The organism is Streptomyces sp. ISL-66 (assembly GCF_018614135.1).
Classification (GTDB): Bacteria; Actinomycetota; Actinomycetes; order Streptomycetales; family Streptomycetaceae; genus Streptomyces.
In genome coordinates this window covers 1-16,405 of record NZ_JAGGOW010000096.1, presented here as the reverse complement: position 1 = coordinate 16,405, position 16,405 = coordinate 1, and the positions used below count along the sequence as shown (strand labels likewise).

Genomic DNA, 16,405 nt, shown 5'->3' with positions numbered 1-16,405 from the left:
GCCGTCCCGGCCGCGCGCGCCGCGCCGCCCTGCCGTACCTCCTGCTCCTGCCCGCCCTCCTGCTCGAACTGCTCATCCACCTGATCCCGATGGTCGTGGGCATCACCATGAGCTTCCGGCAGCTGACCCAGTTCTTCATCCGGGACTGGTCCAGCGCCCCCTGGACGGGCTTCGACAACTACCAACTCGCCATCGACATCGACAAACCCGTAGGCGCGGCCCTGCTCCACTCCTTCTTCACGACCATCGCGTTCACCCTCCTCTCGGTGGCGCTGTGCTGGTTCCTCGGCACCGCGGCGGCCGTGTTCATGCAGGAGACCTTCCGCGGCCGCGGCATCCTGCGGGCACTGTTCCTGATCCCCTACGCGCTCCCGGTCTACGCGGCCGTGATCACCTGGGCGTTCATGTTCCAGCGGGACAACGGACTGGTGAACCACGTCATCCACGACCAGCTGGGCATCGGCGGCGCCGAGCACACCTTCTGGCTGCTGGGCGACAACAGCTTCTGGGCGCTGCTGATCATCTCCGTGTGGAAGGGCTGGCCGTTCGCCTTCCTCATCGTCATGGCGGCCCTCCAGAACATCCCCAAGGACCTCTACGAGGCGGCGGCGCTGGACGGGGCCGGCATCTGGCAGCAGATCCACCGGATCACGCTGCCCTCGGTCGGCGCCGTCAACCAGGTGCTGATCCTGGTGCTGTTCCTGTGGACCTTCAACGACTTCGGCACGCCCTTCGTGCTGTTCGGCAAGTCCGCTCCCGAAGCGGCCGACCTCGTCTCCATCCACATCTACCAATCCAGCTTCGTGACCTGGAACTTCGGCACCGGCTCGGCGATGTCCGTCCTGCTGCTGCTGTTCCTCCTGCTGGTCACCGCCGGCTACCTCGTGCTCACGACGCGGGGACGGAGGAACTCCGATGCCTGACCCCGTCCGCCGCCGCCCGCGCAGTCCGCGCGGCCGACCGAGGTCGCCCCTGGACCCGCCGACGTCCTTCAAGGTGATCCGGGCGCTCTTCCTCACCGTCCTCGCCGTCTTCGTCCTGGTGCCCGTCTACGTGATGGTCACCAGCTCCCTCAAACCCCTCAAGGACGTGGCCGGGCAGTTCCGCTGGATCCCCAGCGGGCTCACCATCCGCCCCTACATCGACATCTGGCACACCATCCCGCTCGCCAAGTACTTCGTGAACTCCCTCATCGTGGCGGGCGCGGCCACCGCCTGCTCCGTCGTGATCGCCGTCTTCGCGGCGTACGCGGTCAGCCGCTACCGCTTCCGCGGCAAGCGCCTGTTCACGGTGACGGTGCTCTCCACCCAGATGTTCCCCGGGATCCTCTTCCTGCTCCCGCTGTTCCTGATCTTCGTGAACATCGGCAACACCACCGGGATCGCCCTGTACGGATCCCGGGGCGGGCTGATCCTCACCTACCTCACCTTCTCCCTCCCCTTCTCCATCTGGATGCTCATCGGGTACTTCGACTCGGTACCCCGCGACCTCGACGAGGCCGCCACCGTGGACGGCTGCGGCCCGCTCGGCGCGCTCCTGCGCGTGGTGATCCCGGCCGCCGTGCCCGGCATCGTCGCCGTCTCCGTCTACGCGTTCATGACGGCCTGGGGCGAGGTCCTCTTCGCCTCCGTCATGACGAACGACGCCACCCGCACCCTGGCCATCGGACTGCAGGGCTACTCCACGCAGAACGACGTCTACTGGAACCAGATCATGGCCGCCTCGCTCGTCGTCAGCATCCCCGTCGTCGCCGGATTCCTGCTGCTGCAGAAGTACTTGGTGGCCGGACTCACGGCAGGAGCCGTCAAATGACCCTTTCCGCAGAACGCTTCAACACGGCACGCTTCAACACGGCACGCTTCAACACGGCACGCTTCAACACGGCACGTTCCGACACCGCCCGCCCCGCCGTCGAACCGGCCCCGATCGATCTCGCCGCCCTGCCGCGCGACTTCGTCTGGGGCACCGCGACCTCCGCCTACCAGATCGAGGGCGCCGTGGCCGAGGACGGCCGGGCCCCCTCCATCTGGGACACCTTCACCCGCACCCCCGGTGCCATCGACGGCGGCCACAACGGTGACACAGCCTGCGACCACTACCACCGGTGGCAGGACGACATCGACCTGATGCGCAGGCTCGGCACCAACGCCTACCGGCTCTCCGTCGCCTGGCCGCGCGTGCTGCCCGGTGGCGACGGTCCCGTCAACGACAAGGGCCTCGACTTCTACGACCGGCTGATCGACGGCCTGCTCGCCGCGGGCATCGAACCGTCCGTCACCCTCTACCACTGGGACCTGCCCCAGGCGCTCCAGGACCGGGGAGGCTGGCCCGAGCGGGCCACCGCCGAGCACTTCGCCGCGTACGCCGGCCTCGTCGCCGGGCGCCTCGGCGACCGCGTCACCCAGTGGGCCACCCTCAACGAGCCGCTGTGCTCGGCCTGGATCGGCCACCTCGAAGGCAAGATGGCCCCCGGCGTCAGCGACCTGACCGCCGCCGTCCGCGCCTCCTACCACCTGCTGCTGGGCCACGGCCTGGCCGCTCAGGCCATCCGTGCCGCAGCACCCGGCGCGCAGATCGGCATCGTCAACAACCTCTCCACCGTCGAACCCGCCACCGACAGCGAATTCGACCGGGCCGCCGCGCGGCGGATGGACGGCCACGTCAACCGCTGGTGGCTCGACCCCGTCCACGGCCGGGGCTTCCCCGCCGACATGCGCGAGGTCTACGGCGTGGACCTGCCCGAACGCCCCGGCGACCTCGAAACCATCGCCGCGCCCCTCGACTGGATCGGCCTGAACTACTACTTCCCGCAAGTAGTCACCGCGGACCCGCACGGCGCCGCCCCCTACGCCCGGATGATCGACCGACCGGGCGTCCCGCGCACCGGCATGGACTGGGAGGTGGACGCGGACGGCCTGGAGACCCTGATCATGCGCCTCACCGAGGAGTACGGGGCCCAGCGCATCCTCATCACCGAGAACGGCTCCTCCTACCCCGACACCGTGGCCCCCGACGGCAGCGTCCACGACCCCGAGCGCACCGCGTACCTGACGGCCCACCTGGCCGCCTGCGCCCGCGCCGCCCGTCGCGGCGCGCCGCTGGCCGGGTACTACGCCTGGTCGTTGCTCGACAACTTCGAATGGGCCTACGGCTACGACAAGCGCTTCGGACTGGTCCACGTGGACTACGAGACGCAGCGGCGCACGGTCAAGACCAGCGGCCGGCACTACGCGGACGTGATCGCCGCACACCGGGCCCTGTAACCGCAGTACCCGCACCACCCGGCCACGCCCGCGCCGCCCGCCCCCGTACCCTCCCGCGGCCGGTCACCCGTACACCTCGCCCGCACGCCTCACCCGCACGTCCCAACCGAACCGCTCCGCCGCGCCGCGCCCGCCCGTCCTCCCCGGGCGGGCGCGGCATTTCGTGGTGGGATTGGACAGGGGGGCCACCTGACCGCTCACGGAGAGGCGAGGCGCATGTCCGAGGACCAAGAGGGCACCATGCGGGCGATGACGTACGAGACGTACGGCGGGACGGAGGTGCTCTCCGAGACCCGGCTCCCGGTCCCCAAGGTCGGCCCCGGCGAGGTCCTCGTCCGCGTCCGCTGCGCCTCCGTCAACCCCGTCGACTGGAAGATCATGGCGGGCGGGCTCGACAGCCTGATGGACGTCGTCTACCCGGTCGTGCCCGGCTGGGACGTGTCCGGGACCGTCGAGTACGCGGGCATCGACACCCCCGAGTTCACGGCCGGCGACGAGGTCATCGCCTACGCCCGCAAGGACTACGTGCACGGCGGCACCTTCGCCGAGTTCGTCACCGTGCCCGTACGGGCCCTCGCGCGCAAGCCGGTCTCCCTGAACTGGCGGGAGGCCGCGGGGCTCCCGCTGGCCGGCCTCACCGCGTACCAGCTCCTCACCCGCCTGGAGACCGGCAAGGACGACACCGTCCTCGTGCACGGCGCCGCGGGCGGCGTCGGATCCTTCGGCGTGCAGATCGCCCGCGCGCTCGGCGCCCGGGTCATCGGCACCGCCTCCCCGCGCAACCACGACCTGCTGCGCGAGCTGGGCTGCGAACCCGTCGAGTACGGGGACGGCCTCGCCGACCGGGTCCGCGCGCTGGCGCCGGACGGGGTCACCGTCGTCGCCGACTTCGTCGGCGGAGTCCTCGACACCACCCTGGCCGTCCTGGCCGAAGGCGGCCGTCACGCCTCTATCGCCGACCACGACGTGCTCGGCGCCGGCGGCCAGTGGATGTGGGTACGGCCCATCGGGGAGGACCTCGCAGAGCTGGGCCGGCTCGCCGACGCGGGGCAGCTCACCGTCACCGTCGCCGAGACCTTCCCGCTCGCCGACCTGGCCGCGGCCTTCGAGCTCAGCCAGGCCGGCCACACCGCGGGGAAGATCGTCCTGGAGGTCTGAGCCACCGGCGGCCGACCGCGCGCACGCGACCGCACGCGACCGCGCGCCGCCCGGGTCAGGTCCGGGCGGCGCGCGGGGTCTGCGGGGGACGTCGGGCCGAGGATCAGGCGTAGACGCCGAAGTGGAACAGGGAGTAGCCGTAACCGGTTCCCCGCTGGGTCATGTCGAGGCGCACGTACCGGCCCGAAGCGGAGAGGTCGAAGTCGTCGATGCCTCCGTCACCGTTGGAAGCGGCGTAGGCCGTACGCCAGTTCTGGCCGTCGTCCGACACCCGGATCGTGTACGCCTTCCCGTACGCGCCCTCCCACACCAGCTGCGCGTGCTTCAGCTGCTTCACCGACCCCAGGTCCACCTGGAGCCACTGGGGATCGGACCACGTGCTCGCCCAACGCGTGGTGTCGTTCCCGTCCGTGGCCAGCTGGGGGCCGCACGGGCAGCCTCCGTAGCCGTCGTTCTGGAACGTCGAGGCGGTCGTCGGCCGGTTCAACGCCACGTTCGTGCCGGCCACGGGCGGTGGGACCACCTTCACGGAGCGCTGTTCGACACCCACGTTGCCCCGGCCGTCCTTGACCTTGACGTAGAGCTTCCACACACCGGTCTTGGCCGGGGCGGTGGCCTTGAGCGTGCCGTTGCCCAGGTTCGTGGACGGCACGGAGACGAGCCCGCCGCCGCCGTCCACGTACTTGCTGCCCCAGAGCACCTCGTACGCGAGCTGGTCGCCCTCCGGGTCGGTCGCCGGAGCTTGGATCGTCACCTCCTTGCCCGCCGGGACGGCGCCCGCGTCGGGAACCGAGGGCACCGAGACGGTCGGCGGCAGGTTGTCGCCGGCCGTGTTCCCGCCGTACGCCCGCTTGACCGCGTAGTACATCTTGCGGCGCTCGCCGGCCGGGGTCAGGTTGAACCAGTGGCCGCCGAAGTCGTACTCGGTGCCGTAGTGGAAGACCGTCGCGCCCAGCGCCACCCCCCGGTGGCCCGTGACGCAGTTCCAGGCGTGGGTGTAACCGTCGGCCTTCGCCTGGTCGCCCGGCTCGAGTGGGACGCCGTTGGCGTCGTTCGGGACCTCCCACTCACCCGCCGGACCGGTCTCCGTGATGAGGTACGGCTTGTTGTAGCCACCCTGCTCCCAGGCCTGCTTGATGCCGCAAACCTCCTTGTAGGAGTTGACCGCGTAGAGGTCCAGGTCCGGTGAGTTGCGCTTGTAGTACGTCCAGGTGCCCACCCACGCGTCGGTGGAGGTGACCGGGTGGTTGGCGTCGATGCGGTGGATGGCCTTCGCCACGTCGTTGACGAACGTCGTGTACGCGTTGCGCTGGTTCTCCAGCTCCGTGCCGCTGTAGCAGTTCTGCAGGCCGAGCACCGACTCGTTGCCGACGTTCCACATCAGCACGGCCGGGTGGTCGCGGTAGGTCTGCACCCACTTGGTGAACTCGGTGAGCATGTTGTTCTTGTACGTCGTGTCCGTGACGTAGTTCGTGCAGCCGCCGCTGCCCGGACCGCCGCCGGGCTGGAGCCAGAAGCCGGCCACGACCTTGATGTTGTTCGTGGAGGCGGCGTCGAGCAGCTGGCGGCTGCTCGCGTCGGTGCCCCACGTGCGGATGGTGTTGGCGCCCAGCGACTTCACGTCGGTGAGCAGGCGCCCGGCGTCGGCGGGGGAGGGACCCCAGGTGACGCCCTTGACGAGGAACGCGGAACCGTCCACGGTCAGCTGCCAGTTGCCCTGGGAGCCGGTCACCTTCACCACGCTGCCGGCGGCTTGCGCCGGGCCCGCGGGGAGGAAGGTGACGACGCCCGCGAGCAGGGCGGCGGTGGTGACGGTGCTGCGCATGCGGGAGAGCATGCTGAAACCTCCTTGAGAGGGGGTCGAGGTGCGGGAGGTCGTTACGGCAGGCGGTAGTCGGGGCCGAGTACGGCGCCGGCCGCGGGGTGGGTCTCGTCGTAGCCCCGGGCGTTGCACTGGAGGCCGCCCTTGATGCAGTGCTCGACCATGGCGTTCAGGGTCCGGTCGTCCCACGCGTTGAAGAAGTCGTAGTGGAACGAGTGGCCGGATCCGCTGGAGAGCCTGACCTGCGACATGTCTCCGCTGACCGGGAAGGCCATCTTGAACTCGACCATCGGCACCGCGACCGGGTGGCCGGCCGGGCAGACGTTGTCGTTGGTGCCGGGCTTCACGACCGGATAGGCCATGTGTGCCTTGTGGTCCGGGGTGGCGAGGAACTTGCCGTCCCAACAACTGGGGGACTGCATCCGGATGTTGAGCTGGGTGCCGGCCGGGCAGTTGGCCGGGAACTCGGTGTTCTTGAAGCTGTCACCGCACTCCCAGCCCTCGACCCAGCCCTTGTGGCCGCGGAATTCGGCGGCGGTCTGCGTGGGGCTGCCGACGACGAACCGCAGGCCCTTGGGGAAGGGGCGCACGCTCGTGTAGTCGGTGACCCCCGTCTTGTAGTAGATGACCTGGGGGCCGGTGGGCAGGATCTTCTGGCTGCCGTTGTAGAGCGAGGGCATCCAGTAGCCGGACAGGTCGCCGACCGCGTTGCAGGCGGTACCGCCGCCGCTCAGGGAGGCGGTGGTGCTGAAGGCGTTCGTGCCGGTGTTGCCCATGAAGGTGTGGTCGTGCGAGGCACCGGGCCGGCCCGCGTAGACGATCGGGTCGTCCGGGGCGGTCTTGCTGACCGCGCAGTTGGCCTGGAACTCGTGGAAGTAGCGGTCCGGCGGGTTGTTCCAGGACGGGGTCACGCCCGTGACCTGCGGAACGGCCGGGATGTAGCCGTCGCCGTCGGGGTCGTCGCCCGTCGCGAGGGGGGCCACGGCGGCGCGGTGCGCGCTCGGGTGGACGGCAGCGGTGTCGGGGGTGGCCTGCGCGGTGAGCGCGGTCGCGCCGATACCGGCGGCCGCGGTCACGGCGACGGCCGCCGAGACCAGCAGGGCGGACAGGGCCCGCGGTCGGAGTTTCATTGCTTGGGCTCCTTCGGGGTGGTGGTGGGGCGGTGCCTGAGAGAGGGCCGAGGTGGGAGCAGTGGGAGAGCGCTCTCTCGGATGGCCCGGAAAACGCGGGGCGGCCGGGCGGCCGCCCCGCGAACCGGGGATCAGGGGGTGATCAGGGGAACGAGACGACGGTGGACGGGGTGGTCGACGTGCCCGAGGTCGGAGCGCCCGTGCTGTTGACCACGTGCTCGTACTGGCCGTTCCCGCCCAGCGAGACCACGAGGAGGTCGTGGAACTTCACGCCGGGCTTCACCGGGACCTCGAAGCCGTGGTCCTGGCGGATCGTCGGGTCGACGTTGTAGTAGCAGTAGCTGCCCAGTCCCCAGCCCTCGTGGGTGTTGACCGAGTCGGACACCTTGTAGGCCGCGAAGCCCTTCACCGAACCGTTCTGGACGGCGGCCTGGTTGGGGGCGTCGTACGCCTTCTCGTTCTGGAAGAAGATCGTGCGGCCGCGCTCGCCGTTCCACTCCACGTCGTACTTGTTGAAGTGCTCGACGAAGAGCCCGGTGGCCAGTACGTCGTCACCGTTCACGCGGAAGCCGTAATCGGAGCGGTTGGTCTCCCAGCCCACCCCGTCCCCGTGGTCGGCGCGCCAGATCCAGGTGTGGTCGACGATCGTGTCGTGGTTGTTGATCACCATGCCGGCCGTGGCCTTGCCGGCACCGGCGCCGCCGACCCGGATGAACACGTCCTGGACGGTGGTCGGGTTCGCCCCGTGGTCCGTGGTGGTGCCGGCCGGGCCGACCTCCAGCAGGGTGGGGGAGTTGACGGTACCCGCGTCGATCAGGAAACCGGCGAGCTTGACGCCGTCCACGTCGGCCACCTTCATCGCGGTCACCCCGTTGTCCGGGACGATGGTCGCGAGGCCGAGGCCGAGGACGATGGTGTCGGCGCGGTTGACCTGGACGGTCTGGTCGACGTGGTAGACGCCCGGGGTGAAGAGCAGGTGCAGGCCCTGGGCCAGCGCCTGGTTCATCGTCGCGGCGCTCGTGCCCGGCTTGACCACGTAGAACCGGCTCAGCGGGATCGAGGTGCCCTGCGGCGCGCCGTTGCCCCAGGAAGTGCCGCGTGCGTTCACGCGCTTGGCCGGGACGAAGACCTTGTACTCGGTGCCGTCCAGATAGAGGAAGGGCTTCTCCCGGGACACGGGGGTGTTGTCCAGGGTGGTGTAGCGCGGCTCCGGGAAGCTCTGCGCGGGCGCGCCCACCGTTCCGGAGAAGACCTGGTTCCACACGCTGTTGGACCAGCCGCCGATCGAGCTGTCACGGGTGTACCACTGCTGCTGCGAGTAGTTGCCGACCTGGCCGTCGATCTTCGAGTCGGCGATGTAGCCGCCCGAGGCCCAGCCGTAGCCGTCCGGTGCCAGGTTGAGGCCGCCCTTGACGTGCATCCGGCGGAACGGCGCGGCCTGCGAGACGGCCCAGCGGTCGGTGCCGTTGACCGGGTTGAGGGCGAGGTTCTCCGCCGAGCGCCAGAAGTTCTGGGTGGCGTTGCCGCCGAACCAGCCGGCGTCGACGGTCACGTCACCGTTGATGGTGGTGTCGTCGGGGTTCAGGCCGAGTCCGGAGATCGAGGTGTAGAAGCCGAGCTGGGCGTTGAGGCCGTTGTAGGTACCCGGCTTGAAGAGGAACTGGTAGCGGCCGGAGCCGAACTGGGCCGACTCCTGCTGTGCGAAGACCTGGTCCAGCTTGGCCTGGATGTTCGGCGTGGACGGATCGAAGACGATCACGTTGGGGCCGAGGTCGCCGCCGCCGGGGAGGGTCGGACCGGTGCCGGTGGTCCCGTAGACCTGGAACTCCCAGAGGGAGTAGCCGTATCCGGTGGTCCGCTGGGTGCCGTACACGCGGACGTAGCGGGCGGTGCCGGTGATGTCGTGGGTCTGGACGCCGCCGGTGCCGTTGGCGGTCGAGTACGCGGTGGACCAGTTGGCGCCGTCGGTCGACAGCTCCACCCGGTACGCCTTGCCCGCGGCCGTCTCCCAGCGCAGGACGACCTGGCTCAGCTGGGCGGGGGCGCCGAGGTCGACCTGTATCCACTGGGGATCGGCGAACTGGCTGGACCAGCGGGTGCCGTCGTCGCCGTCCACGGCGGCCGAGGCGGGTGTGCCGGCGCCCTCGGTGGACGAGGCGGTGGCGGGCTTGCCCTGGGAGAGGAGCGTGGGCGCCGCGGTCGCGGTGGTGCTCGGGAGGAGCACGAGGAAGGCGGCGATCAGCGAAGCCGCGAGCGTGGCGACGGTCAGCCGCGAGGGGCCGCGCCGGGCTCTGAGGGATCGGCGTGGGGGGTGATCGGAGAGGAGGGGCATGCGGGGCAACTCCTGACGTCGAGGATCCGGGGGATCGAAGCGTGAGTGAACTGCCCTGCAGAGGTGCCGTCAAGGGTTTGAACGTTCATGAACTGAAGATCCAACGGCGTGTCAATCACGCATCAGGGCTGTGAACTTGGAGTTTCTTCAATCCTTGTGAAAAGTGTTGACGAAAAAACGGAGCAGGGCTCTACTGAGGCTCTGACCGGTCCGTCTCGCCCTGCCCGCGAGGGTGGGGCGGGGTTTCGGTCGAAAGCCTTCGATGCCTTCGATGTTGTTTCGGAGATCGGTATCTGATGCTGCTTCAGAGACTGTGCTGTGTTCGTTACTTGTCGTCATGGCGCGGAGAAACGCCTGGGACTCCCGCACCGGTGATTGCTGCACGGCCTCTCCGGTCCGGCCTTCAGCGGAGGTCGGGGACGGACCCGCACTCCGCCCAGGTCACTTCCGTGCCGGGGAGCGTCGCCGCCCAGGAGGCCGTGAGGCCGGCCAGCGCGGCCGCGTCCGGCGGTGTGGGACCCAGGCCCACCGCGTACCGGGCCAGTACCGGGGTGCGTTCGAAGGGGCGCGGCCAGGCATGGGCCTCCGAGAGGCCTGCCGCCGACAGGGCCGCGAGCAGGGCGCGCATCCGCCCGCGCGTCCGGCCGAGGTTCTCCTCGAAGTCATCCGTCCGGTTCCCCGTCACCGTGACCACGCCCCAGGCGGCGTGCCGTCGGTGCGGGGGCGCAGAGCAGAGGGCGGGGTCGCCGCCCGCGACCCCTGCGTCGAGGGCTTCCCACGCGGCGTACAGCTCCCGCGCCAGCAGATCGCGCAGCCCGGGGCCGACCTGGGTGGTGCAGCTGCGGACCGGGGCGGAGGGGGTGAGTACGGTCAGGGCGCCGTCACCGGTCACAGCCGGGGTCACGGCCGGGGCCGGGGCCGGGGCCGTGGCTGTGACCCTGACCGGGGCCGTGATCGGAGGCAGTGCCACCGGAGTGCGCCAGTCCCAGGCGGCCCAGGTGGCGAAGAACGCGCGGAGCAGCGAGCCGGGGGAGGACTCCGGGGCGCTGCGCACCGCGTGGGCGGCCAGGACGGACCAGGCCAGGCCCGGGAGGCCGCCGAACGGGGCCGAATCGAGGCCTCGGGTACGAGCCCAGGCCTTCACCTCGCGCGCCAGCCGGGCGAAGGCCGCGTGCTCCGGACCCACGAAGGCCAGGAGCGCGTCCGCGTCGCTCACCGCGCTCAGGGCCACCGCCGCCGCCTCGCCGAGCGACGCCCGCCGGCCCACCGCCTCCCCGGGGGCCACCGACCCGGTGGCGACGACCACCAGATCCACGTCCAGTGCGGTCGCGCCGGATCCGGTCGTGCCGGATCCGGTCGCAGCCGGTCGGGGAACACGGAAGCGCAGCCCCGGCACCCGGGAACCCGTCACCTCGCGAAGCCGCTCCGCCTCCGGGAGCGCGGCGGCGATCCGCGAGCGCACCTCGGCGCTGCCGACCGCCCCCGGCAGCGCCGCCACCAGGTCCAGGTCCGCGCCCGGCAGCGCGCAGCCCATCCGGCGCGAGCCGACCACGTGTACGACCCCCTCCGGCAGCGCCGCCGCGACCCGCGCGGCGATGCGCGCCGCCGCTCCTGCTGCGATGTCCGCCGGGGCCTGCTCCGCCTCCTGCTCCGTCACCGCCTCCTGTTCCGCCTCCGGCTGCCGTTCCGCCTCCGGCTGCCGTTCCGTCGCCGCCGTACCCCCGTCCGTCCACGGTCCGAAGACAGCCGTCCGCGCCGGCTCCGCCGCCCACCGCACCTCGCCGGTCCCGAGCTCCACCGTCGCCCGGACCTCCATCGGGCCGTCCCCGCGCCGCGACAGCACGGCGAGCGAGCCGACCAGCGCCGTCCGGCGACCACCGCCGAGGCGCGCCGCGAACTCCCCCTCCGCCCGCCGCGGGTCGCGGCTGCGCCCCAGAGTCAGGTGCGGCGTGTAGCCCTCGCTCCGGCCCTGGCTCCGCCCCCGGCATCCCGGGAACCGTTCGGCGATGGCCCGACGCAACTGCTGCCACGGCTCCTGGCCGGCCGCCGCCGGATCCAGCCACAGGGTGGACTCGAAGCTGTACACGCCCTCCAGCCGCGCCGTGAACGCAGGTGTCCGCGCGGCGACTTCGGCCAGCAGCGGCAGCGCCTCCTCGAAGGAGGACTCCGGCACGAAGCCGAACAGCAGGTTCACGTGCGCCGGCCAGCGCTCCGCCTGCGGGTCGTGCTCCCGCCGTACGGCTTCCAGCGCCGCGTCGTGCGGTGCCAGCCAGGCCACCGCCGTCCGCGCGGTCGACCGTACGTCCAGCACCTTTGGGCCGTGGTCACCCGCCGCCCGGAACTCCAGCGTGGCCTCGACCCCGTAGTGGTCGGACATGAACAGTCCGTCCGGAGCGGGCAAGTCGCCCCGCAGCGCGGCCTGCGGCACCCGGACCCGCGCCGACCGCAGCAGGATCCGGTCCAGGCGCGCGGCCCGCCCCGACAACGAGCCCACCGCGGCGAGCGGATTGGCGACCGGATCGAAGGTCGGCGTCGCGTCGGTCGCGCCGTGCACCTCGTTCCACGCGTCGCGCAGGCCCAGCGCGGCCGCCGGCCCCTCGGCCCCCGAGCGGCCGTCGTTGAGGTCGCCGAGCAGCGCCACGGCGTCCGCCTCGATGCCGGCCAGCCCTTCGCGGATGTCGGCCAGTTGGACCGCGCGCCGGTCGGCGCCGCGCTCCGTGTGATCACTCGTCAGGTGCGTGACGGCGACGACCAGCGGCCCGGTCACCGTGTCCACGGTGACCGCGACGACCGCCTTGTGCGGGCCGAGCGCGTGCACGCCCGCCTCCCGCACGGGCAGCCGGCTCAGCACCAGCAGCCCGCTCTCGGCCACGTCCCGCCCGCCCGGATCGGCCGCGACCGTGTACGCGTCCCGCACCCACGGCTCGGCGAGCAGCATCCCGAGCAGCTCCCGCTCCACCTCCTGGAGCGCGATGACGTCCGCGTCGGCGGCGGCCAGGTCGGCCAGGAGCAGCGGCCTGCGCCGCGCGGTGGAGATGCGCGGGGCGTCGTACCGGTCCCAGAGCGTGTTCCACGTCAACAGCCGAATCCGGGAGGGAGCCGACGCGCGGGTCCCGCCCTCGGGGGCGGGCTGCCAGGAGCCGCCGCCCGCCGGGTCCCATGCGTGAGGCGTCCGTGCCGTGAAGAACGGCGCCCGCAGCAGCCTCGGGTCGCGGACCCGACCGGCCGGGGTGCTGTCGATGACGTCCACCCCCGTCGCCCGGTCCCACACCAGCTCGCCGTCCGCCTCCACGAACAGCACCCGGTGCCACGGGATGTCGCCGCCGGGCACGAACGAGGGCAGCGGGATCCGCTGGGGCGCGGCCCCGCGCTGTAGCAGCCCGAGCGTGAACCGCGCCGGATCGAACCGGGGATCCCAGCGGACCTGGTGGTAGAGCTCCTCGCTGGTACGCATCAGCCGTCCTCGCCCGCTGTCATTGCCGCTGTGGTCGGAGTCCAGGTCGCCGTCGAGCTCGAAGTCGAGACCCAGGCCGTCGCCGCATGCGCCGTCGCCGTCGTTGCCGCCGTGATCGTGCCCGCCGTGTCCTCCACGGCCCCGCCCGCCCCGATGTACCAGGTGCGGTGCGCCTCGCCGGGGTACGGGGGCGCGAACCGGCGCAGCTGCGAGGCCAGCACCTGCGCCGGTACGGCGTGCGGACGCGTGGAGTTGCGGCGCAGCAGCTCCGCCTCCTCGACCAGGACCACGGCGTGGGTCACCAGCGCGTCCCGGCGGCGTGCGACGGCGCCGGCCAGCCCGCGCTGCTGCCCGGTCAGCGAAGTGGCGTCCCAGACCACCGTGCCGCCGCGCCGCGCGGCGGCGGCCAGCGCGGCGTCCAGCCGGTCCAGGCCCTCACGGAGCACGTCAGCGTTGTCCCGCTGGTCCGAACGGGAACCCCGCGCCGTGCGCAGATCGTCAAGACTGATGTACGTCTCCACGCCCGGAAGGGCGCGGGCGTACGTGCTCTTCCCGCTGCCCGAGGGCCCGCACAACTGCACCAGCCGGGGGAAGGACGAGCCGTCCCGCCACCTCCAGGTCGCCGCGGCGGCCTCCTCGGGGGTCGTCAGCTTGCCCTGGGCGTACGCCTCGCGGGCCTGCGCCCAGCAGCGGTCGGCCGCGTCGGAGTCGGTGAGCCCGGCGGCGGCCAGGGCCTCCCGCAGTCCGGTCCGCAGCGGCTCCAGCGGCGCGGGACCGAGCAGCCCCGCCTCCTCGGCGTGCAGCGCGGACCACTCGACGGATTCCGAGGATTCCGAGGATTCCGGGGATTCCGAGAGGTCCGGGGGTCCCGGTACCGCCCCCGCCAGCGCGTGCAGCACCCCCAGATCGGCCGCCTCCGCCATCCGTACCAGTCCGGCCCTCCGCTCCGCGTCCGGGTAGGGGAACGGCCTGCGCAGCGCCGGATACAAGCCGACCAGATCCGCGACCCTCCGGGCCGTGGACATCCCGAGCGGCCCTGCCGCCAGCCGCGCCGCGAGCCGGGCCCGGGGTACGCCGTGCAGCGCGGCCGCCAGTATCCCGGCGAGCCGCTCCTCCCCGGTGCGGCGGACCGCCAACCCGTCGATGCGGTCCGCGACTTCGGCGACGACTCTCTCGGCGCCGGTGACCAGTCCTTCGGTTCCGGCCGCCCCCGCCGCTCCGGCCCCCGCCGCCGCCACGGCTCCGGCTCCCGCCGTCGGCTCGCCGTGCGGAACCGTCTCCGCCGCCCCGACCGCCTCCAGCAGCCCGGCCAGATCCGGATCCGCGCCCGACCGCACGTCCCACAACGGGGCCGCCGGACCCAGCCCGTTCGCCACGACCCGCGCGTACATCCAGTGGGCGTCCGTCCGCACGTGGCCGCCGCGCACCCACTTGGCCACGCACCGCCCGAAATCGGCCCGCTCGAAGCCCGCCACGGTCCGGACGACGTAGCCCTCCTGCCGCGTCGTGTCGAGCCGCAGCCTGCGCAGCGCGCGTTCGTCGAAGACCCCGCGCCAGAGCACGCGCGGTCCGGGCACCCCGAGGCCGTGCAGGAACCGCACGCTCCGGTCCCAGTCGAGGCAGTGGTCGCCGTCCCACACGGAGAACCCGTAGAACCACGAGTCGAGTTCCTCGTACGCCAGCGAATGCCGGGCGTAGACGTTCTCCCCGCACACGCGCCAGTCCGCCGGGATCCCCGGGCCGATCCGGCTCTGCAGGGCCTTCACCCACGCACGCGAGGGGTGGTGGCCCGAGTCGAGGGAGCGCGCGTGCAGGCCGTCCGCGTAGAGGGTGGTGTTCTCCCCGTCGAGCTTCTCGGTGACCACGACCTCCCGACCGGCCAGCCCGTCGATCCCGGTGGTCCGCACGTCGTCGGAGGTCGCGCCTGGTGACCACGGCAGGTGCGGGGTCCGGGGGTAGTGGGTGCGCATGATCCGCTCCTGCTCGACGATGTCCGTGCCCGGTCACTCTAGGTAGCCGGACCACCGTCGAACCAGCGAATATCGAGATCCCCTCCCGCTCCGGGCCGCCGTGCCCCCGGTCTGCCGTGCCCTGGTCTCCCCTGCCCCGAGCTGCCCTGTCCCGAGCTGCCCCGTCTCAGTACCCGATGGTGAACCGCCGGCCCGCGTGCGCGTCGCGATCGATCTCGTCCACCAGCGCGACGGCGTAGTCCTCCATGGAGATCAGGCTGCGGCCGTCGTCGTCCACGACGAGGTCGTCGAGCCCCAGCCGGTACGTTCCCGTCCGCTCGCCCGGCTCGATCCGCGCGGCCGGGCTGAGGCTGGTCCAGTGGACCTCGTCCACCGGCACGGTCCGCAGGAAGTCGAGCGCCTCCCCGTGGGCGTGCATGACGGCGAGGACCGCCTCCGGGATTCCGGCCTCGTCCCACACCAGCGGCCCGCCGGGGGTGCGGAGCGAGCCCGCGCCGCCGACGGTGATCACGCGCGGCCGGGGCGGCGCTCCGTCGATGCCGAGCGCCTGTACGCCGCCGACCAGCGATTTGACGGCGCTGACGAGCGTGCCCGGATCTCCGGGGCCCGGTCCGAACGCGCTCACCACCACGTCCTTCCCGGCCGCCGCCTCGGTGACGGACGCGGGGTCGAGCACGTTGCCGCGTACGACGACGGGCGCGCCGCCCGCGCCGGTGGTGCCGGCGTCGCCGGCCCCGGCCACGGCGAGCCGCGCGGGATCGCGTACGACGGCCGTGACCTGGTGCCCGCGCCCGAGTGCTTCCCGCAGCACCCGGGAACCGATCGCGCCGGTCGCGCCGAAGAGTGCGATCTTCGCCATGTCGACTCCTGGGGGGTGGAGGCTGTGGGGACCCCGGCCGGGGCCCGCCCGGCCCATCCAAGCGAATCCCGGAGCCCGCGTCCGGCAGCGCCACGCGGGTCGTCGCCACCCGAAGGCCAATGACACGGGGTCAGGGGCCAGGGGACAGCGATCAGTGACACGCGGCCAGTGACATGTGGGCCAGTGACATGTGGATCAGTGACATCCGGGTCGGCGCCACGCGGCTCAGTGACACGGTCAGTGGCCCGCGGGTCAGCGACACAGCGCCGCGATGGACGGGTCCACCGTCCCCCGCGCCGCCGCGCACAGCGGTGCCATGTCGTACGAACGGTTCGGCGCGGGCCGCGGCCTACGGGGCTGCGCGGCCGGTTCCCGCGCGGGCGCGGGCCGCGCAGGTTTGGCCCGCCGCTTCCGCTC

Annotated in this window: 10 protein-coding genes; 4 read left to right on the top strand and 6 right to left on the bottom strand. The window is 72.0% G+C overall.

What is annotated here, in order from left to right:
* The 4 genes from J7E97_RS18900 to J7E97_RS18885 form a co-directional block, all read left to right on the top strand.
* The coding region (locus J7E97_RS18900; protein ID WP_215028564.1) for a carbohydrate ABC transporter permease at positions 1-923 on the top strand (923 nt) is incomplete at its 5' end.
* Positions 916-1,812 carry a carbohydrate ABC transporter permease gene (locus J7E97_RS18895; protein ID WP_215028562.1) on the top strand — a complete coding sequence of 299 codons (897 nt, stop codon included), beginning with the start codon at positions 916-918 and terminating at the stop codon, positions 1,810-1,812. The genes J7E97_RS18900 and J7E97_RS18895, both read left to right, overlap by 8 nt.
* Complete coding sequence (locus tag J7E97_RS18890; protein ID WP_215028559.1) at positions 1,809-3,263, top strand: GH1 family beta-glucosidase; 1,455 nt, start codon at positions 1,809-1,811, stop codon at positions 3,261-3,263. The genes J7E97_RS18895 and J7E97_RS18890 overlap by 4 nt, the downstream gene beginning before the upstream one ends.
* Before the next feature lie 240 nt (positions 3,264-3,503).
* Complete coding sequence (locus J7E97_RS18885) at positions 3,504-4,421, top strand: NADP-dependent oxidoreductase (protein WP_215028565.1); 918 nt, start codon at positions 3,504-3,506, stop codon at positions 4,419-4,421.
* 103 nt (positions 4,422-4,524) lie between these two features.
* Here the strand turns inward: J7E97_RS18885 and J7E97_RS18880 are convergent, their stop codons facing one another.
* The 6 genes from J7E97_RS18880 to J7E97_RS18855 form a co-directional block, all read right to left on the bottom strand.
* Positions 4,525-6,258, bottom strand: coding sequence for a discoidin domain-containing protein (locus J7E97_RS18880; RefSeq protein WP_215028557.1), 1,734 nt, complete (start codon positions 6,256-6,258; stop codon positions 4,525-4,527).
* A gap of 41 nt (positions 6,259-6,299) precedes the next feature.
* Entirely contained in the window at positions 6,300-7,373 is a 1,074-nt protein-coding gene (locus J7E97_RS18875; RefSeq protein ID WP_215028555.1) for a DUF1996 domain-containing protein, read from the bottom strand.
* A 142-nt stretch (positions 7,374-7,515) separates the two neighbouring features.
* Positions 7,516-9,705, bottom strand: a complete 2,190-nt coding sequence (locus J7E97_RS18870) for a discoidin domain-containing protein (RefSeq protein WP_215028553.1) — start codon at positions 9,703-9,705, stop codon at positions 7,516-7,518.
* A gap of 403 nt (positions 9,706-10,108) precedes the next feature.
* Positions 10,109-13,159 carry a poly(A) polymerase gene (locus J7E97_RS18865; RefSeq protein WP_215028551.1) on the bottom strand — a complete coding sequence of 1,017 codons (3,051 nt, stop codon included), beginning with the start codon at positions 13,157-13,159 and terminating at the stop codon, positions 10,109-10,111.
* On the bottom strand, positions 13,159-15,129 hold the full coding sequence (locus J7E97_RS18860) for an RNA ligase family protein (protein ID WP_215028550.1): 1,971 nt from the start codon (positions 15,127-15,129) through the stop codon (positions 13,159-13,161). The genes J7E97_RS18865 and J7E97_RS18860 overlap by 1 nt, the downstream gene beginning before the upstream one ends.
* Before the next feature lie 166 nt (positions 15,130-15,295).
* Complete coding sequence (locus J7E97_RS18855; RefSeq protein ID WP_215028547.1) at positions 15,296-15,988, bottom strand: NAD(P)-dependent oxidoreductase; 693 nt, start codon at positions 15,986-15,988, stop codon at positions 15,296-15,298.
* Positions 15,989-16,405: the final 417 nt, after the last annotated feature.

What these genes read in the sequence shown, in the direction of transcription:
- J7E97_RS18880 (WP_215028557.1), bottom strand. Translation starts at nt 6,258, where the DNA reads ATGCTCTCCCGCATGCGCAGCACCGTCACCACCGCCGCCCTGCTCGCG.
- J7E97_RS18855 (WP_215028547.1), bottom strand. Translation starts at nt 15,988, where the DNA reads ATGGCGAAGATCGCACTCTTCGGCGCGACCGGCGCGATCGGTTCCCGG.
- J7E97_RS18875 (WP_215028555.1), bottom strand. Translation starts at nt 7,373, where the DNA reads ATGAAACTCCGACCGCGGGCCCTGTCCGCCCTGCTGGTCTCGGCGGCC.
- J7E97_RS18860 (WP_215028550.1), bottom strand. Translation starts at nt 15,129, where the DNA reads ATGCGCACCCACTACCCCCGGACCCCGCACCTGCCGTGGTCACCAGGC.
- J7E97_RS18870 (WP_215028553.1), bottom strand. Translation starts at nt 9,705, where the DNA reads ATGCCCCTCCTCTCCGATCACCCCCCACGCCGATCCCTCAGAGCCCGG.
- J7E97_RS18890 (WP_215028559.1), top strand. Translation starts at nt 1,809, where the DNA reads ATGACCCTTTCCGCAGAACGCTTCAACACGGCACGCTTCAACACGGCA.
- J7E97_RS18895 (WP_215028562.1), top strand. Translation starts at nt 916, where the DNA reads ATGCCTGACCCCGTCCGCCGCCGCCCGCGCAGTCCGCGCGGCCGACCG.
- J7E97_RS18885 (WP_215028565.1), top strand. Translation starts at nt 3,504, where the DNA reads ATGCGGGCGATGACGTACGAGACGTACGGCGGGACGGAGGTGCTCTCC.
- J7E97_RS18865 (WP_215028551.1), bottom strand. Translation starts at nt 13,159, where the DNA reads ATGCGTACCAGCGAGGAGCTCTACCACCAGGTCCGCTGGGATCCCCGG.